At 34.9% G+C, this 23,130-nt stretch carries 25 protein-coding genes, 2 tRNA genes and 2 pseudogenes; 14 read left to right on the plus strand and 15 right to left on the minus strand.

Going from position 1 to position 23,130, the window contains the following annotated elements:
* Positions 1-137: 137 nt before the first annotated feature.
* The 3 genes from infC to PSA_RS12480 all read right to left on the minus strand — a co-directional run bounded on the left by infC (position 138) and on the right by PSA_RS12480 (position 3,155).
* Entirely contained in the window at positions 138-698 is a 561-nt protein-coding gene (gene infC, locus PSA_RS12470; RefSeq protein WP_082305722.1) for a translation initiation factor IF-3, read from the minus strand.
* A gap of 65 nt (positions 699-763) precedes the next feature.
* A complete protein-coding gene (gene thrS / locus PSA_RS12475; protein ID WP_042144086.1) occupies positions 764-2,674 on the minus strand; it encodes a threonine--tRNA ligase in 1,911 nt (636 codons plus the stop codon).
* Positions 2,675-2,894: 220 nt separating this feature from the next.
* A complete protein-coding gene (locus PSA_RS12480; protein ID WP_042144084.1) occupies positions 2,895-3,155 on the minus strand; it encodes a DUF5062 family protein in 261 nt (86 codons plus the stop codon).
* Positions 3,156-3,326: 171 nt separating this feature from the next.
* Here PSA_RS12480 and PSA_RS12485 point away from each other — a divergent pair, with 171 nt between their 5' ends.
* From PSA_RS12485 to PSA_RS12500, 4 genes are all read left to right on the plus strand, one after another.
* Positions 3,327-3,734 (plus strand): DUF2750 domain-containing protein, encoded by a 408-nt coding sequence (locus PSA_RS12485; RefSeq protein ID WP_059364919.1) that lies wholly within the window; start codon positions 3,327-3,329, stop codon positions 3,732-3,734.
* A 188-nt stretch (positions 3,735-3,922) separates the two neighbouring features.
* Positions 3,923-4,180: a superinfection immunity protein gene (locus PSA_RS12490; RefSeq protein ID WP_052379893.1), complete on the plus strand. Its 258-nt coding sequence runs from the start codon at positions 3,923-3,925 to the stop codon at positions 4,178-4,180.
* A 129-nt stretch (positions 4,181-4,309) separates the two neighbouring features.
* Positions 4,310-5,329, plus strand: coding sequence for an endonuclease/exonuclease/phosphatase family protein (locus tag PSA_RS12495; protein ID WP_052379892.1), 1,020 nt, complete (start codon positions 4,310-4,312; stop codon positions 5,327-5,329).
* Positions 5,330-5,392: 63 nt separating this feature from the next.
* Complete coding sequence (locus tag PSA_RS12500; protein WP_042144082.1) at positions 5,393-5,839, plus strand: DUF3010 family protein; 447 nt, start codon at positions 5,393-5,395, stop codon at positions 5,837-5,839.
* Between the two features lie 73 nt (positions 5,840-5,912).
* Here the strand turns inward: PSA_RS12500 and PSA_RS12505 are convergent, their stop codons facing one another.
* The 4 genes from PSA_RS12505 to cobU all read right to left on the minus strand — a co-directional run bounded on the left by PSA_RS12505 (position 5,913) and on the right by cobU (position 9,774).
* Complete coding sequence (locus PSA_RS12505) at positions 5,913-7,166, minus strand: amidohydrolase family protein (protein ID WP_042144080.1); 1,254 nt, start codon at positions 7,164-7,166, stop codon at positions 5,913-5,915.
* A gap of 12 nt (positions 7,167-7,178) precedes the next feature.
* Positions 7,179-8,579: an amidohydrolase gene (locus PSA_RS12510; RefSeq protein ID WP_042144078.1), complete on the minus strand. Its 1,401-nt coding sequence runs from the start codon at positions 8,577-8,579 to the stop codon at positions 7,179-7,181.
* Between the two features lie 96 nt (positions 8,580-8,675).
* Positions 8,676-9,269, minus strand: a complete 594-nt coding sequence (locus PSA_RS12515) for a histidine phosphatase family protein (protein WP_042144077.1) — start codon at positions 9,267-9,269, stop codon at positions 8,676-8,678.
* Positions 9,262-9,774, minus strand: a complete 513-nt coding sequence (cobU, locus tag PSA_RS12520; RefSeq protein ID WP_042144075.1) for a bifunctional adenosylcobinamide kinase/adenosylcobinamide-phosphate guanylyltransferase — start codon at positions 9,772-9,774, stop codon at positions 9,262-9,264. The genes PSA_RS12515 and cobU overlap by 8 nt, the downstream gene beginning before the upstream one ends.
* Positions 9,775-9,900: 126 nt before the next feature.
* Between cobU and cobT the strand changes: the two genes are divergently transcribed.
* Genes cobT through cobO form a run of 3 tightly spaced genes read left to right on the plus strand, consistent with a single transcriptional unit; the run spans position 9,901 to position 12,293 of the window.
* A complete protein-coding gene (gene cobT, locus PSA_RS12525; RefSeq protein ID WP_042144072.1) occupies positions 9,901-10,899 on the plus strand; it encodes a nicotinate-nucleotide--dimethylbenzimidazole phosphoribosyltransferase in 999 nt (332 codons plus the stop codon).
* Positions 10,896-11,684 carry an adenosylcobinamide-GDP ribazoletransferase gene (locus PSA_RS12530; RefSeq protein WP_042144069.1) on the plus strand — a complete coding sequence of 263 codons (789 nt, stop codon included), beginning with the start codon at positions 10,896-10,898 and terminating at the stop codon, positions 11,682-11,684. Before cobT ends, PSA_RS12530 begins: the two co-directional genes overlap by 4 nt.
* Before the next feature lie 12 nt (positions 11,685-11,696).
* On the plus strand, positions 11,697-12,293 hold the full coding sequence (gene cobO, locus PSA_RS12535) for a cob(I)yrinic acid a,c-diamide adenosyltransferase (protein WP_042144067.1): 597 nt from the start codon (positions 11,697-11,699) through the stop codon (positions 12,291-12,293).
* Between the two features lie 89 nt (positions 12,294-12,382).
* Here cobO and PSA_RS12540 read toward each other — a convergent pair whose 3' ends face one another.
* Positions 12,383-13,084 carry a hypothetical protein gene (locus tag PSA_RS12540; protein ID WP_042144065.1) on the minus strand — a complete coding sequence of 234 codons (702 nt, stop codon included), beginning with the start codon at positions 13,082-13,084 and terminating at the stop codon, positions 12,383-12,385.
* Positions 13,085-13,253: 169 nt separating this feature from the next.
* On the opposite strand from PSA_RS12540, the gene PSA_RS12545 reads away from it, so the two are divergent.
* Positions 13,254-14,123, plus strand: coding sequence for a fructosamine kinase family protein (locus PSA_RS12545; protein WP_042144063.1), 870 nt, complete (start codon positions 13,254-13,256; stop codon positions 14,121-14,123).
* Positions 14,124-14,217: 94 nt separating this feature from the next.
* Positions 14,218-14,412, plus strand: a complete 195-nt coding sequence (locus PSA_RS12550; RefSeq protein ID WP_042144062.1) for a CPXCG motif-containing cysteine-rich protein — start codon at positions 14,218-14,220, stop codon at positions 14,410-14,412.
* A gap of 25 nt (positions 14,413-14,437) precedes the next feature.
* On the opposite strand, the gene PSA_RS12555 is transcribed toward PSA_RS12550, so the two are convergent.
* Positions 14,438-15,064: a riboflavin synthase gene (locus PSA_RS12555; RefSeq protein WP_042144059.1), complete on the minus strand. Its 627-nt coding sequence runs from the start codon at positions 15,062-15,064 to the stop codon at positions 14,438-14,440.
* Positions 15,065-15,134: 70 nt separating this feature from the next.
* On the opposite strand from PSA_RS12555, the gene PSA_RS12560 reads away from it, so the two are divergent.
* The 3 genes from PSA_RS12560 (at position 15,135) to PSA_RS12570 (ending at position 16,848) form a co-directional block, all read left to right on the plus strand.
* On the plus strand, positions 15,135-16,493 hold the full coding sequence (locus PSA_RS12560) for an MATE family efflux transporter (RefSeq protein WP_042144057.1): 1,359 nt from the start codon (positions 15,135-15,137) through the stop codon (positions 16,491-16,493).
* A 161-nt stretch (positions 16,494-16,654) separates the two neighbouring features.
* Positions 16,655-16,730: transfer RNA gene (locus PSA_RS12565), tRNA-Val, on the plus strand.
* Between the two features lie 42 nt (positions 16,731-16,772).
* Positions 16,773-16,848, plus strand: a tRNA-Val gene (locus PSA_RS12570).
* Between the two features lie 3 nt (positions 16,849-16,851).
* Here PSA_RS12570 and PSA_RS12575 read toward each other — a convergent pair.
* The 6 genes and pseudogenes from PSA_RS12575 to PSA_RS12595 all read right to left on the minus strand — a co-directional run bounded on the left by PSA_RS12575 (position 16,852) and on the right by PSA_RS12595 (position 20,773).
* A complete protein-coding gene (locus tag PSA_RS12575; protein WP_042144056.1) occupies positions 16,852-17,529 on the minus strand; it encodes a UPF0149 family protein in 678 nt (225 codons plus the stop codon).
* 129 nt (positions 17,530-17,658) lie between these two features.
* Positions 17,659-18,327, minus strand: a complete 669-nt coding sequence (locus PSA_RS12580; protein ID WP_042144054.1) for a DUF2987 domain-containing protein — start codon at positions 18,325-18,327, stop codon at positions 17,659-17,661.
* Complete coding sequence (locus PSA_RS12585) at positions 18,320-19,138, minus strand: glucosaminidase domain-containing protein (protein WP_042144051.1); 819 nt, start codon at positions 19,136-19,138, stop codon at positions 18,320-18,322. The genes PSA_RS12580 and PSA_RS12585 overlap by 8 nt, the downstream gene beginning before the upstream one ends.
* Positions 19,139-19,357: 219 nt before the next feature.
* Positions 19,358-19,765, minus strand: a pseudogene (locus PSA_RS12590) (ISAs1 family transposase); the annotation flags it as partial.
* Positions 19,761-19,995 (minus strand): annotated as a pseudogene (locus PSA_RS27205) (TonB-dependent receptor); the annotation flags it as partial. The pseudogenes PSA_RS27205 and PSA_RS12590, both read right to left, overlap by 5 nt.
* 352 nt (positions 19,996-20,347) lie before the next feature.
* A complete protein-coding gene (locus tag PSA_RS12595; RefSeq protein WP_127924087.1) occupies positions 20,348-20,773 on the minus strand; it encodes a hypothetical protein in 426 nt (141 codons plus the stop codon).
* Between the two features lie 301 nt (positions 20,774-21,074).
* Between PSA_RS12595 and ccoN the strand changes: the two genes are divergently transcribed.
* Complete coding sequence (gene ccoN / locus PSA_RS12600; RefSeq protein WP_042144047.1) at positions 21,075-22,499, plus strand: cytochrome-c oxidase, cbb3-type subunit I; 1,425 nt, start codon at positions 21,075-21,077, stop codon at positions 22,497-22,499.
* Positions 22,500-22,509: 10 nt separating this feature from the next.
* Positions 22,510-23,130, plus strand: a complete 621-nt coding sequence (ccoO, locus tag PSA_RS12605) for a cytochrome-c oxidase, cbb3-type subunit II (RefSeq protein WP_042144045.1) — start codon at positions 22,510-22,512, stop codon at positions 23,128-23,130.

Genomic DNA, 23,130 nt, shown 5'->3' on the forward strand with positions numbered 1-23,130 from the left:
CGGCGAATATTTATCTAGCAAGCTAGATACAATATTACTTTTAGTTGCCGGTTAAATCAGGTGAGGGTACATTAAAAATGTACCTTAACTTGTATACCTAATTTAAATTTAGGTTTAAATGCTTGCACATTTAAAAATTACTTTTTAGCTACTGGAGACATCATCATGACCATTTGACGGCCTTCGGCACGTCTTGGGAATGATTCAACTTGTGCTATCTCTTGTAAATCGTCTTTAATACGATTTAATAAAGTGATACCAATGTCTTGGTGAGCCATTTCACGTCCACGGAAACGAATTGTAATTTTAGCTTTATCACCAGCTTCTAGGAACTTAGTTAAGTTACGAAGTTTTATCTGGTAATCGCCTTCGTCAGTACCTGGACGGAATTTGATTTCTTTTATTTGAACTTGTTTTTGCTTTTTCTTTTGTTCTTTTTGAGCTTTGCTCTCTTCGAACAAGAATTTGCCGTAATCCATCACCCTACATACTGGTGGTTCGGCATTAGGGCTAATTTCAACTAAATCAACGCCGCTTTCATCTGCTTTTGCAAATGCTTCTGCAAGCGTTACAATGCCAATTTTTTCGTTGTCTAAACCGATTAATCGAACTTCTCTAGCTGTGATATCATCGTTTAGCTTATGCTTTTGAGCTGCTTGTTGATTTTTTTTGCCGCCTCTAATGGGACCTTCCTCCAAAAAATATATAAATAAATGCGGTATGTTTATTTTTGATACCGCATCACTTTTCTAATTATACTGCATTAAGCGCGATTTTTAACTTCTTCGCTTAATTTATTAATAAATTCGTCAACTTTAAATTTACCTAAGTCTTCACCTGAACGAGTTCTTACAGCAACTTCGTTTTCTTCTACTTCTTTGTTACCAACAACAAGCAGGTAAGGAATACGTTTTAAAGTGTGCTCGCGGATTTTAAAGCCTATCTTCTCATTTCTCAAGTCCGATTTTGCTCTAAAGCCCATTTTATTCAATTTTTTTACTGTTTCGTGCACAAAATCAGCTTGTTTATCGGTAATATTCATCACAACAACTTGTTTTGGCGCTAACCAAGTCGGGAATTTACCAGAATACTCTTCTGTTAATATACCAATAAAACGCTCTAATGAGCCTAAAATTGCTCTGTGGATCATTACTGGTGTTTGACGTTCGTTATTTTCATCAACATAGGTTGCGCCTAAACGACCCGGTAATGCAAAATCTAATTGTACAGTACCACACTGCCAAGCACGACCTAAACAGTCATAAAGTGTGAATTCAATTTTAGGACCGTAGAAAGCACCTTCACCTGGTAGATATTCAAATTCAATATCATTTGCTTCTAATGCATCAGCAAGTGCTTTTTCTGATTTATCCCAAGTTTCATCATCACCAATACGCTTTTCAGGGCGAGTTGATAATTTAACGACTACATTATCAAAACCAAAAGTTTCATAAGTGTCGTAAACCATTTTGATACATGTAGACACTTCATCCATTACTTGCTCTTCAGTACAGAAAACATGTGCATCATCTTGCGTAAAGCCACGCACACGCATTAGTCCATGTAAGGCACCTGATGGCTCGTTACGATGGCAACAACCAAACTCAGCCATACGTAATGGTAAATCACGATACGATTTTAAACCTTGATTAAATATCTGAACATGACCTGGGCAGTTCATAGGTTTAATCGCATATTCGCGTTTTTCAGATGTCGTTGTAAACATTGCATCTGAGTATTTATCCCAGTGACCTGATTTTTCCCAAAGAGAGCGATCCATCATTAATGGACCTTTTACTTCTTCGTAATCATAATGACGTAGTTTTTCTCGAACAAAGTTTTCAAGCTCTAGGTAAAGATTCCAACCATCGTTATGCCAAAATACCATGCCCGGCGCTTCTTCTTGCCAGTGCCATAAATCAAGTGCTTTACCAATTTTACGGTGATCTCGCTTTTCAGCTTCTTCTAAACGCTGGATATATGCTTTTAATTGTTTTTTATCAGCCCATGCTGTGCCGTAAACACGTTGTAGCATTTTGTTATCTGAGTCGCCACGCCAATATGCGCCTGCAACTTTCATTATTTTAAAGTGCTGACAGAATTTCATGTTTGGTACGTGAGGACCACGACACATATCGATATATTCTTCATGATGATAAAGTGCTGGCGTATCATCTTTAGAGATATTCTCATCTAAGATCTCAAGTTTATAACTTTCGCCACGCCCTGAAAATGCATCATACGCATCTTGCCAAGTGCCTGTTTTCTTAACTACTTGATAGCCAGTTTTAGCAAGCTTAGTCATGCGTTTTTGTAATTCATCTAAATCGTCTTGTGTGATTGAATGCTCAAGATCGATATCGTAGTAAAAACCATTATCAATAGTTGGACCAATCGCCATTTTTACATCTGGGAACATTTGCTTAATAGCATGTCCAAGTAAATGCGCACATGAGTGACGAATAATTTCTAAACCATCATCATCTTTAGCGGTGATAATTTCCAAACGGCTATCTTGGGTCATAACTTCACAAGCGTCAACACGCTCGCCATCAATACGACCTGCGATGGTTGCTTTAGCTAGGCCTGGACCTATATCATTTGCAACATCTAAAACTGAAACTGGGTTTTCAAAAGTTCTTTGACTACCATCTGGAAGTGTAATTACTGGCATTTTATATCCTTTATTACAGTGGTGACACCTACAATGCATCACATATAATTTTTACTTGAAATAGATTTTATAACTCAAATAGTGAAACTTTCTTACGATGAAGATCATTATTAAAGTAATGTTATGTTATGTTATTTATTATTTGTCTGTGAAAATCACAGGAAGCCTATTGTCTTAAACCTGAGACAAAAATACAATAGTTTACCTTGGTTATCTGACGCTATTTTAATAGTTCATGATCTTTAGGCAGCTGTTTAGATATCCAAACTGCAAGCCTATGCTTCATATTAAGTTGATTTTCATCTTCTTCTTTAAGCGGCTGTATTAACTTATCACTGACTAGTAAGCGATATAGGCTTTCGATTTTTTCTTTAGCAGAATTAGTACCTGAGAACTTTTTAAACCCACGATTATTTGCATATACTTCACCAATAATAATCGCTTGTTTTAGCAGGGCTGTTTCATTTTTAAGCTTTTTCATTTTAATTCCTTTACGTCGATTATGATTGGAAATATTAATTTCCACTCAAGCTTATTCAATGTCATTATCTATGTAAATACTTATACTCATTCAAGTTAAAAAAACTGCCTGAACCCCCTATATATCGTGTTATCATTGCAATGTTTTTATAAAGTTAACCACGGATCCCCTATGAGCACAGCTTTAACACCTGAAATGATTACCACTATCAGCCAATATGATATTGAAAAACGTTATAAATATCTGATCAAAGAAGTCGTTAAAAACCAATCTATTTGGATTTTAACTGATGAACATGGCTGCGTGATGTTAAATACTGACGATGAAGACTGTGTACCAATATGGCCAAATCAAGCATTTGCACAAGCATGGGCTACAGGCGATTGGGATGAATGTAAAGCAAAAGAAATTGATTTAAAAACATGGCATTCTCGTTGGACTCATGGTTTAGAAGATGATGATTTAGCGATTGTTGTATTTCCAAACCTCGAAGAAGACGGCTTAGTTGTATTCCCTGACGAATTAGACTTTGAGCTTAAATCACAAAACAAAAAAAATAAACAACATCAAAGACGTTAGTTTTAGAGCATATATCGCTTATTACTTAACCTATGGTATTCAAATGCCATAGGTTCAAGATAACGAATACTTATTTTTAATAAACCCTGCCACCTTTTATCATTTTATTGCACCGTTCAACACATTATTAGTTTGAAGGTAAAGAATGCACCTATTATTTGTCCACTTCAATTAAGGAGATATTCAAAATGGAACAATTTCTAACAACATTGCAAAACTTAACTTTTATTCAATACGCCACATTTATACCGTTATTTTTAATCATATATTTTATTCCAACAATTTTGGCTTATTTCTTCAATAGGCAAAATCTTAAAATAATTGCGATAGCTAATGTTCCTGCTGGATTTTCAATGTTAATTTGGTTTGCGCTCATTATATTTTCTATTACGGGTAATGCATCCGATAAGCTGCTAAAAAAATTAAAAATAACAAAACAAGCCTAAGTTTTAAAGCTTAATTAATCTATTTATGGGTTAATTAAGCTTGATTATTTCATTGCTTTAATAGAATATTTTTTGACAAGCTATCATTTAGTTCCATACTTGAATAAAACCAAGCTATATTGGAATCAAATGCCAACGCAAAAACAAGCTGGTCCATTAAAGCAATTTAAAATTGCAACGCTTAACTTACTTAACTATGCGTGCCCTCCTTATAGTTATTATCAATTAGATGAAAACTACTCAGGCACTCAATGGCAAGCCAAAAATGCTTGGTTAAAAGCACAGTTATTACATATATCTGCTGATGTTATCGCATTTCAGGAAGTTTTTAGTTTCGATGCATTAACTGAGTTTACTGCCTTATTAGGTTATCAACATATTTGTAAAGTAGATGATGCTACGAAAGCAAAAAATTGTGAGTTTACTTATATCGCACCTATTGTTGCATTGGCATCTAAGTATCCTATTAGCCAAGTTGAGGCTGTTTCACCAGATATTACGTTATTAAAACATTTAGGTTTACCTGAAGACTTTTCTTTTAGTCGTAAACCAATCAAGGCTTTGATAAAGCTGCCTAATTTAGGTTATATTCGCATCTATGTTTTACATTTAAAATCCAAACGTGCAACTAATTTAACTGATTTCGCAAATAACAAAATACCTGAAAATGATTTTTACGGCGAAGCCCTAACTGATACTGTTGGCCGCTTTGTATCACAAGAGCAAAGGTGCTTAGAAGGCATGTTAATTTTTCATGATGCGCTTCATGAACAAGCTAATAACCCCTTACCTAGTATTATCTTAGGTGACTTTAATGATGAGCTTCATACCAGCGCCTTATCTGTTATTTTTGATAGTTCTGAAGACAACCCTAAAACAACACATTTAAATTTCAATGATGCTTTTGATATTTCAAGTAACCCTGATACATCAGAAAAACCTTTTACGTTATTTTATGAAGGGAATGGTAAAGTATTAGATTACATCTTAGTGTCAAATGAATTCAACCCCTCTATTAAAGACTGTAAAATCAATGAGTTAAGTTATCACACGTTAAATCAACATATTCAAACGACACCTCTAGATAAACATAAAACAAATAGCGATCATGGCTTTATTTATATTCAATTTTCAGTAAATGATGGCTAAAACTGTGCGACCAGATAATTTTAGCTTATAATAGCGCTTGAAATTTATTAATTAGGGTCGACAATGAGAACATGCGGTGTTGAAATAAAAGGAAGTGAAGTCCTTTTATGTTTATTAAGTAAAGATAATGACGTTTTTGATATCAGAGATGTACGCCAAACACGCTTTGTATTAAGCAATGCAAATGATACTGAAGAAGTACGCAAATTTCAGTTTGATTTCGCAAAATTAATGCATGATTATCAAGTTGATACCGTTGCTATTAAGCAAAGACCACATAAAGGTAAATTTGCAGGCGGTGCTGTTGGTTTTAAACTAGAAACTGCAATCCAGCTGATCCAAGATTTAGAAGTAAACCTTTTAAACCCAACTGAAATCAAGGAACAACTTAAGCGTAATCCTATGCCTATCGAATTTGAAGAAACGGGTTTGAAAAAATTCCAAGAACCTGCTTTCATTAGTGCATATATTGACTTAACAATTAAAACTTACCACAAAGACGAAGAATAAATTTCTTTTAAATATCGTTAGTTTTGAAAAAAAGCAGTGATTTAAATCACTGCTTTTTTACATCAAAATGAAATTATTTAGAGTATGCTTTCGGCATATCTGACTTTTTCATATAACGTTCACGAAGTTTATCTTGGCGCGAATCAGTAGTCACTTTTTCACCACCAATCCAAAGTGTTTGTACATTTGAACTTAGCTCAAATGGGTCTGCACTCCATAAAGATAAATCAGCGGCTTTACCAACTGCAATTTCACCTGCATTAATACCAAACATATTCGCGATATTTGCAGATACAGCTTTAACAGCACCAGATTTACTCATACCATTTGATACTGCATTACCTGCATCAAAACGAAGTTGATATAAGTTATGGCTGCTATCACCAGAAATGGTTAAACCAACTGTCACGCCTGCTTTTTCTAAAATGCCCGCATTTTCAAGTGATGCATTTAAAGAATCAAAGCTTCCAGGCAAGTTATCCATAGCACTAATGATTACAGGTACTTTCGCTTGTGCAAGTTGCGCTTTAACAGCTACCGCATCGCCAGCATCAGCAATGATTAAATTTAAAGAGAATTGCTTTTTAAGCTTAATAAGCTGTAATAACTCTTGAGCACGTGAAGCACGTATAATTAACGGTTTTTCACCTTTTAATAGGGCAGTTAATATCTTTTCTTCTTTAGGTGGATCTTTTTCATCTGCTTTTTTAGCCGACTTTGCTTTTACTAATTTCTTTTGCTGACCTTCAAGTTTATCTATTAGTTGCTTTAAAGTATGTGCTCGAGAGCCTTTGCTTTCTGAGCCTAAGTTAACTAGAACAGCCACTTTGCTTGTTTGAACACTATTAAATTCACCGCTCAAATCAACAACAGAAGCAAGACCTGCAAAAATGCTATCGCCACCACTTGGTACGATTACATCTCGGGTGATACCACCTTTACGCGCATATGGTATAAGTGATGATTTTGGATTAAATGCAAGACTAGGATCAAAAGTAATATCTGCTTTTTTAAAACCCGCATCACGAGATCGAGATACTGCACCAACTTCAACTAACCCTAATTGATTCATAGAACCAATAAAACCGGGTGTTAAAATTTTACCTTTTGCATCAAAACGGTTATCAGCGTTTACAGTATTTGGATTGATAGCCGTAATTTTACCGTCTTCAAAAACAACCGTAGCGTTCTCTAAAACGCCCTGCTCTGTTGCTGTATAAATTGTTGCATTGGTAATTGCAGTTGATGCAGCCCATGCAGAAGAACAACTTGTTAACGCAATCGCTAGAAGTGATTTTTTAAGTACTGATTTATTAAATCTTTTCATTATATTCTCCTCTTAATGGGTTTTAACTGCGGTTGATTGACCTAACATAAAATCACTTTTTGCTTGATATTTTTCATCAAAACGATCGTAAACTTTTGCACCATCTATAAATACTTGTTCAGCTTTAGCATAAACACTAAATGGGCTTTGATTCCAAATAACCACATCAGCTTGTTTACCTTTTACTAATGAACCTGTTTTATCTTCAATACCTAAAGATTTTGCAGCATTTTGAGTGATCCAAACAATGGCATCTTCTTCTTTTAGCTCAAAACCGTTTTCATTAGCACGATACATAACCTTGCCTGCTTCTTGGTTTAAACGCTGAATCGTCGTATCTGAATCAGAATGCACAACAGCACAAGAGTTTTTAACTGCATTTACAACAGCAACATTCTCTTGGATCATGTCATACGCTTCCATTTTGAAGCCCCACCAATCTGGCCACATAGCAGCACAGTTACCATTTTGTGCTAATAAATCAGAAATTTTATATGCTTCAATTGCATGATGGAAGGTACCTGAGTCGTAGTTAAACTCTTTACCTAAATCTATCATCATTGCCATTTCTTCAGCTTTATAACAGTGATTGTGAATTTTAATATCACCATCTAATACACCTTTTAGGGTATCAAGCGTTAAATCACGTTCTGGTGCAGCAGGGTTTTTACCTTGTGCATACTCAGATTCGTATTTTTCCCAAGCGCGCTTATATTCTGTTGCTTCAATCCAAGCATTTCTGTAACCAGCCATATTACCCATACGGGTAGAAGGCGTTACCTTGCGGCTACCATAAACGCGTTTCGGATTTTCACCACATGCCATTTTTAGACCATACGGTGCTTCTGGATATTTCATACCTTGCATTGTTGGAGAAGGTACATTTTTAAGCGTTACGCCTCGACCACCAATTAAATTACCTGAACCTGGTAAAATTTGTAAAGAAGTAATACCACCAGCACGTGCAGCATTAAAACCTGGGTCTTGTGGCCAAACTGAATGCTCAACCCAAACTTCTGCAGTCACAGGGTTAGTCATCTCATTACCATCTTGATGTGATTCAACAGATGGGCTTGGATAAGCACCTAGATGTGAATGTACATCAATGATCCCTGGTGTTACCCACTTACCATTTGCATCAATTGTTTTTACGCCTGATGCTGATAAATTTTTACCAATTGAATCAATTTTACCGTCAACCAATAATACATCGGCTCCATCTAAACGCTCGCCTGTCCCCGTAAGTACAGTTGCGTTTTTAATCAGTGTTTTTTCTGATGGCATAGCTTGGTAAGAGCTTGGGTAAGGGTTTTTATTAAAAGATACTTTAGCATCTTGAGGGCCTGAATCTTGACATCCGACTAATGAAGCAGTCACAGCTAGCACTAATACAGAAGGAGCAAGTCTTTGCATTTTTGTTATTCTCCGATTGATTTTGCAATACTTTATCTAAATGTGTTTTACAATGTAACTGTTAAGCGATAATTCGACATGGAATAACGATAACTGTCATAATTCTAAATTGATGAAATGCGTATTTTTAATATCAGTAAAAATAGAAAATTTTACAGTGCTCGCGTAATTAATTTTGATATTTTGCTGGCAGTTAGCATTAGGACTTTTTATATTTAAAATATTAGCTATCATTTGCCTGATCACGCCGCTATGGGTCACTATAAGTATATTTTTCCCCTTATGTTTTGATAAAATATCAATCAATGCCGTATTTACTCTGTTTGAAAAATCTTTAAGAGATTCTCCATTAGGAATTGAATTATTCCAAGGGTCGCTTAAATACTGCTCAGCCTGCGAATTTCTGTGCTTAAAAAGTTCAGAATAGGGTTTTCCATCCCAATCACCAAAGTCAATTTCTGCTATCTTATCATCAGATATAAATTGAATTTTTTTGCTTTGGGAGAATTCTAATGCAAATTCAGCACAACGTTTTAGTGGTGAAGAGAACACAATATCAACATCTAGCTCACTTGCACTTTTTTGCATCTGTGACCTGCCCTCAGAGCTTAAAGGGTCATCGGTTTTACCTCTGAGCTTTTGACCTCCTTCAGGTAAACCGTGTCTCATTAAGTACAGTTGACTATTCATTTTTAAGCTCTAAAGCAATACCTGCGACGGTTAAGGTTACCCTATCACATACTTTCGCAATATCTTGATTTAACCAACCTTGCTCATCACAAAATACTCTTGCAAGGGCATTATCAGGGGTGATTGAAAAGCCAACTTCGTTACTTACTAAAATAATAGTGGCTTTAGATTGAGATAAAGCATGCAAAAAGTTAGTTTTAAACTGTTGCCATTCATTCGCTTTATAATACAAACAATTATTTAACCATAAAGTTAAACAATCAATTAATAAAGTATGGTGTAATTGATTGTGTGTTAACAAGATTCTCTCCAAATCTAAAGGCTCTTCTATCAATTGCCAATGATCGGGGCGATCAGTTTGGTGACGTGAAATTCGATTTTTCATTTCATCGTCAAATTCCTGTGCCGTTGCAACGTAAATCACATTTTTTGACAATTGATTTACTACTTTTTCGGCATGGGAACTTTTTCCAGAACGCACACCACCCAAAATTAATTGTTTCATATACTATTTTTGTTAATATCAATGAAGTGAAGCCTAGCAAATAATTAAAGGACTTTAAAATTGATCACTTGAGATAATTTAAATTATCACTACTATAAGCCAAAATTATTTATCAGTTGCGACTTTATGCTTTTTACCGATGAACAAATCCAGAACAAAATTGACCTAAAAACCAAACCAATTGGCGCTTTAGGACAACTTGAATCACTTGCCAAACAAATCGCATTAGTTCAACAGACAGACAAAATATCAATAAACAAAGCAAGCATGCTTATTTTCGCTGGTGATCACGGTATTGCAAAACATGGTATTAGCATAGCGCCAAGTGAAGTGACTACTCAAATGGTGCAAAATTTTTTACATGGTGGCGCAGCTATTAATTGTTTAAGTCGAACTTTAGGTTGGCATTTAAATATCATTGACTGCGGTATTTTAACAAAACTCTCCCACTCTGATTTAATAAACCAACGATTAGGCAATTGTACGCATGATATTTCAACCTCACCTGCAATGACACTTGAACAAGTTGAAACTGGAATAAAATATAGTGAGAACTTAATTAATAAATTACACTCAGATGGATGTAATACTATTGGTTTAGGTGAAATGGGAATAGGCAATACATCAGCTGCCGCTGCGATTTGCGCCGCGATACTTCAAAAGCCAGCATCTGAACTCGTTGGCACAGGTACAGGTATTAATGATAAACAATTAATATTAAAGTCCAATTTAATTCAAAAGGCATTAGATAGAATTAACAGCCAAGATGTGATTGAAATACTCCAAAATTTAGGTGGATTTGAAATTGTGCAATTAGTTGGCGCAATTTTAGCTGCTGCAAAAAACAACATGCTGATTGTCATAGATGGTTTTATTGTGACATCAGCTGCTTTAGTTGCTTTAAAGATAAATCCAAATATTAAACAATTTCTGGTATTTGCACATTGCTCACAAGAGCAAGCCCATAAAAAAGTGCTCGAATACCTTAATGTAACAGCTTTATTAGATCTTAATTTAAGATTAGGTGAAGGTAGTGGCGCCGCAATAGTATTACCTTTACTACAATCATCTGTCAGTTTTTATAACGATATGGCAAGCTTAAGCGATTTAGGCATAGAAATATGAGTTTCCTGCGCGAGCAATTTATTATATTTATTATCGCTATTGGTTTTTTAACGCGTATTCCCATAGCCCATGTCAATTTTACAAAAAGTAGACTGAATAAAGCTGCCAGATACTTTCCTGCAGTCGGCATGCTTGTTGGTTGCTTATGCGCACTAGTGTATTTTATTACGATTCAATTTCTCTCTAAAGATATCGCAATAATTTTAAGCATGATATTTGGATTTTATGTCACAGGTGGATTTCATGAAGATGGGCTTGCCGATGTCTGTGATGGTTTTGGTGGTGCCAGTATCGGTGATAATCAAATACACAAAAAACTATCAATAATGAAAGATTCAACTATTGGCACTTTTGGTGGTTTGGGCCTATTTAGTGTTTTACTATTAAAGTTTTCATTATTATCAGCACTAGATGAGCCTATATATGCGATGATTTTAATGCATACACTGAGCAGAGCAGTCGCCACCAGCATTATTTACAGTTTAAATTATGCAACCTCTGATGCGGTCACAAAAACTAAACCTTTAGCCAAACATTTAAACTTAAAAGATTTAATATTTATTCTAGGTTTCAGTGTTTTAATACTATTTGGCTTCGCTATCTTTTATATTAGTTTTAAAACTACAGTGACATTAATGATTATATTAGCTTTAACACGTCTCATACTTATTAAATGGTTTTATAAACATTTAAAAGGTTATACAGGTGACTGTTTAGGTTTTGCTCAGCAAACGACCGAGATTATGGGTTACATCACACTATCAGCTACGCTACTTGCTTTATAATAAAGGATAAACATGACAGATAAAAATGAACGTCATAGTGAAAGACAACAAAAATTAAAAGAAACCGTCGATACTAAAATCGCTAATGCACAAACAGTAAAAGGGTTAGTATTAGTTATTACAGGCAATGGTAAGGGTAAATCAACTGCCGGTTTTGGTACCGTAGCACGTGCTGTAGGGCATGGCTTAAAATGTGCCGTTGCTCAGTTTATTAAAGGGACATGGGACTGTGGAGAACGTAACCTTTTAGAGCAACATGATGTTGAATTTCAAGTAATGAAAACGGGTTTTACTTGGGAAACTCAAAACAAAGAGACTGATACCGCAGCTGCTCAAATTATTTGGCAAGAATGTAAGCGCATGCTTAAAGATGACGCTATAGATGTTGTTTTATTAGATGAAATTACTTATATGGTGTCGTATAACTACATTGAATTGGATGAAGTAATAGAAGCAATTGAAAATAGACCAAAAATGCAAAGCGTTGTGATCACAGGTCGCTCAGCACACCGTGCGTTAATTGAGCTAGCTGATACGGTATCAGAAGTAAAAAATGTTAAACATGCTTTTGATTCTGGCGTTAAAGTATTAAAAGGCGTTGATTGGTAAGTAACCTCGGGTTGAATAGAAAGCTTACTCTCTATTAAAGCCATTATAAAACCCTATAAATAAATTATAGGGTTTACATCAAAAACAACTTAAATAAGCGCTGCGGCTAAACCAAATAAGCCACCAAATACCCCGCCCCATACAACTAGCCAGCCTAAATGCTTTTTGATCATGGTTTGGATAATCTCTTTAACCATTTTAGGTGTTAATTCTGCTAAGCGAATATCTATAATTTCAGATACTTTGTCTTGCATATCAGCGATTACACTAGGTTGTTCTAATTGTTCTCGTAATAACTCACTAAACGCTTGAGATTCTGTGATATCTATCATAGACCCTTTCATTTTTTCGATAAAAGGATCTTTTAAAGGCATTAATGCTTCAGTACCACCAAACATAGCAAGCATACTGCCAAAAGACGATTTTTCTACAACATCAACTAAAGTATCAAATGCAGGCGCTAAATCAACTTTTTCTATAATAGGCGATAATTTAAATTGATGCGCTTTACCACCTTTCTCTGACATAAAGTTATCAATATTTTCTTTAGTGAAAAACTGCTCCATCATCATCACTTTAATTGCTGACTTAAATTGTTCAAAATTAGCAGGGATCACACCTGAACCATATAGAAGTGGTACTTTTTCAAAAAGCATATGCACAGCTAACCAATTAGTGAATGCACCTGACAATGCAAATAATCCAACAGACAAAATGATTGCTTGCCCTGAGAAAAATCCCACTAATGCTAAAATTAATGCTAACGAATTAGTTACTACACTCTTATTCAAGATCACACTCCAAAATATAAAATCTTTTGTGTGATTTTAATCATATGCTTAGCATGCCACAAGCTATCAATTTGTTATTTTTAAAAACTATGCTTAATTTATATTTATTTGCCATACTCATAAAAGAAATGACCTGACTTTAAACTTTAACTGATAAAGTGAGCGAATAATGTGGCACGCAATATCAAAACATATTAGTGAAAAATTACATTTCAATTTTGTAATTCAAAACAAACAACAAATTAGTTCAAATATCAACTACCCCAATTTTAAGATCAGTGACGGCACCCACCATTATTTTATTAAATTAGCACCTCTATCAAATGAAGATAATTTCGATTGCGAAGCGTACAATTTAAAAGAGCTTACAAACGAAAGTGTGTTTTTCATACCTGATTGTATCTGCTCAGGTAAAACCTTATCCCATAGCTATATTGTATTAGAATGGTTAGATTTACACTCAGATGTAACAAACGATTGGTCTAAGCTAGGCGATTTACTTGCAAAGATGCATAAAAAGCATGATCAAGCTATGTTTGGTTGGCAACATGACAACTTTATTGGCCATACAATACAACCAAATCAATGGCACAAAAATTGGTGTTATTTTTTTTCAGAGCAAAGAATTGGTTGGCAATTGCAGTTATTACAAGAAAAAGGCTTTATCTTTTGTAATATTGAGGAAGTGATAGCTTTGGTCAAAACCAAACTGCATCGACATAATACTGTACTACCAAGTTTATTACATGGCGATCTTTGGCGTGGAAATATTGGATTTGTGAATAATCAACCCGCTATTTTTGATCCTGCTTGTTATTATGGAGATCGTGAAACAGATATCGCATTTACCGAACTTTTTGGTCAATTTCCTGAAGCCTTTTATACCGCCTATGAATCCCATTATCCATTACAAAAAGACTACCATTTAAGAAAAGATATCTATCAGCTTTATCATTTACTCAATCATGCAAATTTATTCCAAGGCCGCTATCTTATTGATGTTAAGGAACGTATAGAATATATTTTTGATCTAGGATAAATCAGTAATCAAAAATAATTATGTTTATTTTATTTATATGTAATAGCAAACTATACTTTAATCATTGCGTTAAAAGCAACTAAGTGAGTAAGTTATGAAAGACCATAAAATGCAGAGGATCAGTTGCCCACATTGTGGTTATCATGTTTTGGTTGAAGTTGATACGACAAGTGGCGATCAGGACTATTATGAAGATTGTGCTGCATGTTGTAACCCTATTCACTTGAACATGCATATTGATCACGCATATAACAAAGTAGAGTTACATATAGATAATGACAATGAATAGAGTTTATTCATAGTCATCTATTTAGTTAAGTATTATTTTTCATATAACGTTCAACCGTATCTATTATTGTATAAGTTTGCTGATCAACTTCTATGTTTATTAAGTCGTTAATTTTTGAAACCCCTAAGTTTGTAATTTTTAAGGTTTCAGGGATTAAATGTACATAAAAGCCCGAATCATCTACGTCACCTACAGTTAAACTAGCGCCGTTAATACTAATGAATCCTTTATGCATGACATATTTTAACCACTTAGGCGCTAACTTAAATTTAAAGCTGCAATTATCGCCATTGAAATCTATATCACTTAATACCGCTGTTGTATGAATATGACCTGAAACAATATGCCCGCCTAGCTCAGTACCAAAACAAACTGAACGTTCAAAGTTTACTTTCTTGCCTTGAACTAAATCACCTAAATTAGTTAATCGTAATGTTTCATCAATCACATCAAAGTAAACTTGCCCAACGACATCCCGTATTCCCAATTCAAAATGAACAACAGTAAGGCAACAGCCATTAATAGATATACTTGCTCCTAAGTCTAATCGTTGAAGGTATTGACCCGGAACTGATAGCACAAGCCTTTTTATACCTTCTACTTCACTGACTGAAATCACAGTTGCTTGTGTTTGAACAATACCCGTAAACATTTTATTTCCCTAATACATATAAAATTAGAATATAATCCGATTCTCCTTATTTTTTACTCGATAGGCAAGCATGAAATTTTGTACGTGGGAAGCAAAATATTTGCTTCGACTCGCTATTCCCGTTTTTTTTGCACAAGTAATACTCGTTCTGATGGGTGTTGTTGATACTATAATGGCAGGTCAAATTAGCCAGTATGATTTAGCGGCATTATCTATTGCATCTGGATTATGGAACCCAATTCTGCTCAGTTTACAAGGGATCCTGCTCGCACTTACAGGCATTGTTGCACATCATTATGGCGCAAAAAAAACCACTAAAATCAGAACTCAGTTACATCAAGCATCCTATTTAGCGCTTATTTTATCTGTAGTCGGATTATTTTTGATCAACCAACTCCATTATGCTGTTAATTATATAAAAATGGAGCCTCAAGTATCAAAACTGACACTTGATTATTTGAATTTCGTAAAATGGGGCTTACCCGCATTTTTAATTTATTGTACTTTTAGAAATGTATCTGAAGGCATGACGCTTACTAAGCCGGCACTCTATATCAGTATTATTGGTTTGGCAGTTAATATTCCCACGAACTATATATTTATACATGGTGAATTTAGTATGCCAGCCTTAGGTGGTGCAGGCTGTGGTATCGCAACAGCCATTGTATTTTGGTGCATGGCAGTTAGCCAAGTTATCTACACTTATTGTAGTAAAAAACTCAATGGTAAATTTTTGCTCAGCCAATTTAGTCCTCCTAAATTTTCACAAATATACAGTATTTTTAAAATGGGCATTCCAATTTCGCTAGCAACCTTTTTTGAAGTGACACTATTTGCCTGCATCCCATTATTTATTGCTAATTTAGGTGCCGTTGTCGTATCGGGCCATCAGGTGGCGGCGAGTGTCTCTACGGTCCTATTTATGATGCCTTTGAGCCTTTCAATGGCAATTTGTATCCGTGTTGGTAATTTATACGGACAAGCACAATATGAAAAGTTGAGAAGTACGATTTTAACCAGTTTCTTATTAGCTATTGGTATTGCCTGCATTGTTGCTTCTGTTACTTTTATTGGCAGAAATTGGATCAGCGATTTGTATTCTGATGTACCAGAGGTTATTGCTTTAGCATCTGCTATTTTAGTTCTGGCTTGTTTTTATCAATTACCTGACGCACTTCAGGTAGCCGCAAATGGTGTATTAAGAGGCTTAAAGTACACAGCCCCGATTTCATATATCACTTTTATTTCATATTGGTTAATCGGTTTTAGTATTGGTTATGTATTAGCTAAAACGGATTATATTGTCCCAGCAATGGGCGCTCAGGGTTTTTGGCTTGGTATAATTATTGGCTTAACAGTTGCTTCATTGTTGATGTTATATACAGTTAAAAGGCGTCTTTCGATTGCTCCATTTAATAAAAATAGCTGAAATAATATAAAAACTAATATTTGTTTAAATATTAGCTGGTTTGTATATGTAACGAATAAAAAAACAGCAAACAAACTATTTAAATCAAATGTTACTTGATCACAACTAAAAGTCGCTATATATTAGCGGCTTGTTGAGAGGTTACTACCTTAAAATATATTGCTCGCTTAACTCAGTTGGTAGAGTGCCGCCATGACATGGCGTAGGTCACTGGTTCAAGTCCAGTAGCGAGCACCATTTTAAAATTTATACGAAATATTTTCATCAAATGCATTATATGCTCGCTTAACTCAGTTGGTAGAGTGCCGCCATGACATGGCGTAGGTCACTGGTTCAAGTCCAGTAGCGAGCACCATTTCTATTTAGTCAACATATCTATCTCTTTCAGATTTTCTATATTCAATAGATCAAAATCAATTGCATCAATTTTAATTTCATTTAATGAAACCCCTAACTGATAAAATAAAGCAACCCCCTGATCTATAGAACTACAAATATTTAATACCTGTGACTTTAAAAGTTCTGGGTCATTATTGACCTTTAATGCTCTATCCCAATCAGCAAACATCGAAATTAAGTTTAAACACGCATCACATTCTAAAATTAAATTGTGTCCTTTTTTAAAATCAGGAATGGTATCTAATAAATTAAAGTCTTCTTGCCAGATACTCTGAGTAAGCTGTGAACCTTTTAAGTAACCTTCACACCATTGTGACAATTGGTCAGGAGGCTGATTCATACAATCAGTTATCTGATAATGGCGAGTTAAAGAAAAATGCTCATGCTCTAATGCAGAATCAATTTGATTAAAAATATCAATCCACGCATGATGCACAGGTCCAGGCTCAATCACTTTAATAAACCCTTCATCTGTATTGCCAACAATTAATTCTTCTAAGTTTGCTTCTTCTATATATTCAGGACAAGAAATAAAACTTGTCATGGCACCTAGCATTTGGTTTAGCGTTAATTGGCTTGTGCACAGTGAACTCGTTAAGAAAGATTCCATAGTTAATAGTGATTTTTTATTTAACATACTTATCTAGATATTAATTAAGTTATGTAAATTATAGTTGGGATAATAAAGTTTGCAGAATATAAGATATATCTAGGATAAATAGGGCAAGCTAATATTGGCGACACTATCTTGCCGCCAATATCAATATTACTTTTCTATATAAGGAATAATTTTAGTAGGTGCGATAGAGAAGTTCAATTCATCAGAATTGTCTTTCCAATCAGAATTCATTGTAATTGTACATCTCATATCACTACATTTTACTGCGTTATTACTTTGAGATATCAAATTAACGCGCTGATCAAATACTAAAGTGACACCAACTATATCAGGCATTAAAAAACCAAAAATAGTGCTTAAGACAAAACCAGATAAATCATCAATTAAATCATCTAATTCAGTGTAGCTCGTATACAGCTCTGACTTAGTAAAGCGTGTTTGATGGTTGGTTGGTGCTTCAATCTGCATCACTAATTGACATTCATGTTCAGGATTTTTTGGGTAAGCGATAACCATCGCTTTGTCTTTATCTAATTTCTCATCAAATGGTAGTAACAATTCCATATTCTGGGAGAAATTCAAAGGGAACTCTTGTTTTTCAGTAATAATATGCCCTTTAGATAAGATACAGCTTTCGCCGCTAGAAAATTCCTTTAAGTAAAAGCCTACCTTTGCTTGGATAAATTCACCTTTATTTACAACTTTCATACGATCATAAAAACCATCGTAAGATGCAACAAACTCTTTAGCTGTTGTGATAAAACTGGTACTAACTAATGCAACACTCAATGCGAATGTAGAAAAACAATTATTCACTAAAATATTCCTGGTTTAAACGTATCATATGGCTGATTTCATCAACATAAGCCTCTCCTCGCTCAGAGTAAGCAAGTAAACCTTGTGCTAAACCTTCTGCTGAAGGCGTTTGTTGAAGCTGTCTTTGCTGAGATCTAATATCACGAAGTGATTTATAAGCACGATTGGTATTGATATTATAAAAATATGCATTTACTGCTGCACGAACAGATTTATAAGCCGCGACTTCATGGTTTGCGCCTGTATTTCTACTTTTAGGTACCATGCCACAGCCTTTTTTATAACACCATTGACCAAAGAAGTTCAGGCCTATTCGAGCAAAGCGTGACGTTCCCCAAGCAGACTCATTTGCGGCTTGCATTAATGCAAGTTCACTTGGCACAATATCAACACGTTCAAGCGCTAAACGAATACCCGCAGCATCAACAATATGTTTAACTTTGTACTGCTTAAAAATAGCAATCATTTGATTTAACTGTTTATCTTCCAAAACATCATCAAATTGCAGCATCATTAATGCAATTTCTAATTGTGCGCGCTGCTGTAGAATTTGTTTATTTGCCGCTTTAACATGTGGCTTTATGTAATTAAAAAATGTTTTCTTTTTTAATTTAATATCCCTTATTACAGCAAAATCAGGTAATTTTACTGAATGTAAAGGTTGTTCAACTTTAACTTTTACAACTTTTGTTTCTTTAACAGATGTGACTGTTACTATTTCTGTTTTTTCAGGCGGGTTAATTAAAAATGGATATACAATCCCGTACAAAGTTAAACTAATCACGATAAGACGTAATGTGTTTTTAAGCATTAAAAATTCCTCTTTGTTTGTACCAAGTTAATAATGATACGAATACAGGGTTGTTATTTATGCTTTATGATGTAAAAATCACAAAGACGTGCTTAAATAAAAAGTCCTTTTATCACACAACCCCACCAAATTTCGCGATATTATACCTGATCTGTATAAAAATGCGAATTAAGCGGTTAAAGCGTCGCTCTATGCCCACTGGTAAGTTTTGCCTAACTAGGTTTTATTAATAAATAACTGCTGACAAGTCCTAGTTTCAATGCGCCCATGCCCTGAGTTTATTTCGGTATGTTTGTTATAATTATTATTGGATAACCCATTTCGCTCACTCTTGTGCCACCAAGCTTTTAATTCGCTCTGCATACCACAATGGTTGCTTTTGAGCGCAAGAATATAATCGGCTTTTTGCTTAATTATTTGTTTGGCTATTTCTTGTTGGCATCCCATTGCATCAAGCGTAATGATACTGTTTTCAATATCCAGCATGGTTAGTAACTCAGGTATTGCTGTGATTTCATTTGTTTTGCTATCAACGGCGGTTTGCCCTAGCACTAATTGATGTTGGCAGCGCCATGCACTGACTGTATGTAATGCACTTTTTCTATCTTTTGTAGTAAATGAACGTCGTTAAAATATCTTGAACAGGTGTATAACCACTTTTCGCGATAAAGTCAGAAAGATTATCGTCATTGGGCTTGCAGTTTCCATATCAGTTCTATTTATGCGAGAACCTGTAACTTGGATTTTTTCAATGTGCGTCCCCACTTGTGGTACTAATGCTTTTTGTGCAAAAACGTTAGGTACAACAAAGCAGAAAATGTTGTAATTACAGCTAAATTCAATTGTGTTTTTTTCATTTATAAACCCTATTTTATTTATATGTAAAATCAAAAGGAAACTGTTACCTTTCAATTCGATAAAGCAAGGTTATGATTATTTAACTGAATAGAAATTGAACCTAAAAAATTGAATCATGAAAATCGAAATTTTATAGTTATATTTAGGTTATTCTCAAGAAGAACACACAGTTCAAAATTGAATTAAAGACCAAATAACAATAAGTTACGGCATTTTTATCAAAATGTAATTTAACCAGGTACTTTGTGATTAAATGTAACCCTAGGCATGTAGTCATGTTTTAGAAAGAATTAACGTGTAGATATTTAATAATACCTACAACAGCATGTTAAATTGAAATAAAACATCTAATTAATATTGAGAAGTTAAATTATAAATTAATGTGATAGGCTTTTTATGCTCAGGTGAGGTTTGGTCAATAAAATCTAATGATAATTGCCATTGCATAATAGGTTCAGCACATGCCCCCACCATCGCTTTACTTTGCCAATTACCATTTTTATATTCAAACAATAAAGGAATACTACCCATATACATATTAAGACCTTCAAGCTTAGCTTGATTGATTTTAATGTGTTTAGGCGCTTTAAATTGTATAATAAATTCATCTTCAGGGGTAATTAATTCATTTGCTAGCGATATTTCATATCCCCCACTATAATTACAGGGCTTATTTTCATTGCAGCTAGAATCTAGGGCATTGTTTTCTGACTCAGAGTTACATGCTAAGAGCAAGCTAGCTAATACTAAAATCGTACTATATTTTAACATCTTCAATTTAAATGGTCACTTTTTAATCTAGTGATTATAATGATATAGCAAAATATACAACAAATTTAAGATTAAAATAACTAGTTAATACCCATAGTTTGATTAAGGTCATTATTTTGAACAATTGAGGTATCTTTTTATCGCTAAAATATTTATCATTCACCCGCAAAAATAAGGGTTTGTCTGGTTTGTTTCTTAAATACGTTACAATATTTAAAAAATAAACTAGATGAAAATAAGTAGGGCCTATTCTTTTAGAATAGGAAGTTGATTTCTTAATGCAATTTATTGCATCGGAAGCCGGAAAATGAGCCAAGTAGCATCACAAACAGAATACAACTATAAAGTTGTACGACAATTCACAATCATGACTGTGATTTGGGGCCTTATTGGTATGAGTGTTGGTGTTCTTATTGCAGCCCAGTTAGTTTGGCCTGCATTGAACTTCGACACACCATGGCTAACATACTCCCGACTGCGTCCGTTACATACGAACGCCGTTATATTCGCATTTGGTACTAGTGCATTGTTTGCTACCGCATATTATGTGGTACAACGTACTTGTCAAACGCGTCTTTTCTCTGACAAATTAGCTGCATTTACCTTTTGGGGTTGGCAACTTGTTATTGTACTCGCTGTTATTACATTACCTTTGGGTATGACACAAGGTAAAGAATACGCAGAACTTGAATGGCCAATAGATTTATTGATCACAATAGTATGGGTTACATTTGCAGTTGTATTTTTTGGGACTTTAATTAAACGTAAAGTATCTCATATATATGTAGCAAACTGGTTCTACGGTGGTTTCATCTTAACTGTTGCTGTATTACATCTTGTAAACAGCATGGCAATCCCTGTATCACTGACTAAGTCTTACTCGATTTATGCTGGTGCAGTAGATGCTATGGTACAGTGGTGGTACGGTCATAATGCTGTTGGTTTTTTATTAACAGCGGGTTTCTTAGGCATGATGTATTACTTTGTTCCTAAGCAAGCAGGTCGTCCAGTTTATTCTTACCGTTTATCTGTAGTTCACTTTTGGGCACTTGTGTCTTTATACATCTGGGCTGGTCCTCACCATCTACATTACACGGCTTTACCTGATTGGACTCAATCTTTAGGTATGGTTATGTCAATTATCTTATTCGTTCCATCTTGGGGCGGTATGATCAATGGTATTATGACGCTTTCAGGTGCATGGCATAAACTTCGTCATGACCCAGTATTACGTTTCTTAGTTGTATCTCTTTCATTCTACGGTATGTCTACGTTTGAAGGTCCGATGATGGCAATAAAATCTGTAAATGCATTATCGCATTACACTGATTGGACTGTTGGTCACGTACATTCAGGTGCTTTAGGCTGGGTTGCAATGGTATCTATTGGTGCTGTTTATCATTTAGTTCCTAATTTATTTAGCCAAGGTCGTATGTATAGCACTAAGCTACTCAATACACATTTCTGGTTACATACAATCGGTGTAGTACTTTACATCGTAGCAATGTGGATTTCAGGTGTAATGCAAGGTCTAATGTGGCGTGCAGTTAATTCTGACGGTACTTTAATGTATAGCTTTGTACAGTCATTAGAAGCTTCATACCCGTTCTACTTCATGCGTTTTGTTGGCGGTGTATTCATCGTTACAGGTATGGTGATCATGCTTTACAACGTACTTAAAACAGTTTCTGCGAAAAACGACTCGCTTGAAGCTGAAGTACATCCGGCATAAGGGGTAGATAATGAGTCAAAAAAATTCACAAAATAAGCATGAGATCGTTGAAAAAAATGTTGGTTTATTCGCAATATTAACGATTTTTGCAATTAGTTTTGGTGCGTTAGTTGAAATTACTCCACTTATGTTCCAAAAAGATACGACTGAACCTGTAGATGGATTACGTCCGTTAACAGCTTTAGAAATGGAAGGCCGTGATATTTATGTGCGCGAAGGTTGTTATAACTGTCACTCACAAATGATCCGACCATTCCGTGATGAAGTTGAGCGCTACGGCCATTACTCTGTTGCAGGTGAAAGCGTATGGAACCACCCTTTCCAATGGGGTTCTAAGCGTACAGGTCCTGATTTAGCTCGTGTTGGTGGTCGCTATTCTGACGATTGGCAATATGCACATCTAATGGATCCGCGTTCAGTAGTACCTGAGTCTAATATGCCAGCTTTCCCGTGGTTAGATGAAAATGTACTTGATGGTGAACTAATCGCTAAAAAACTAGAAGTTTTTAAAGGTTTTGGTGTGCCATACACAGATGAAGATATTGCTGGTGCTAAAGCTGCAGTTAAAGGTAAAACAGAAATGGAAGCCTTGATTGCATATTTACAACAGCTTGGTACTCATCTGAAATAA

Source organism: Pseudoalteromonas sp. '520P1 No. 423' (assembly GCF_001269985.1).
GTDB lineage: Bacteria > Pseudomonadota > Gammaproteobacteria > Enterobacterales > Alteromonadaceae > Pseudoalteromonas.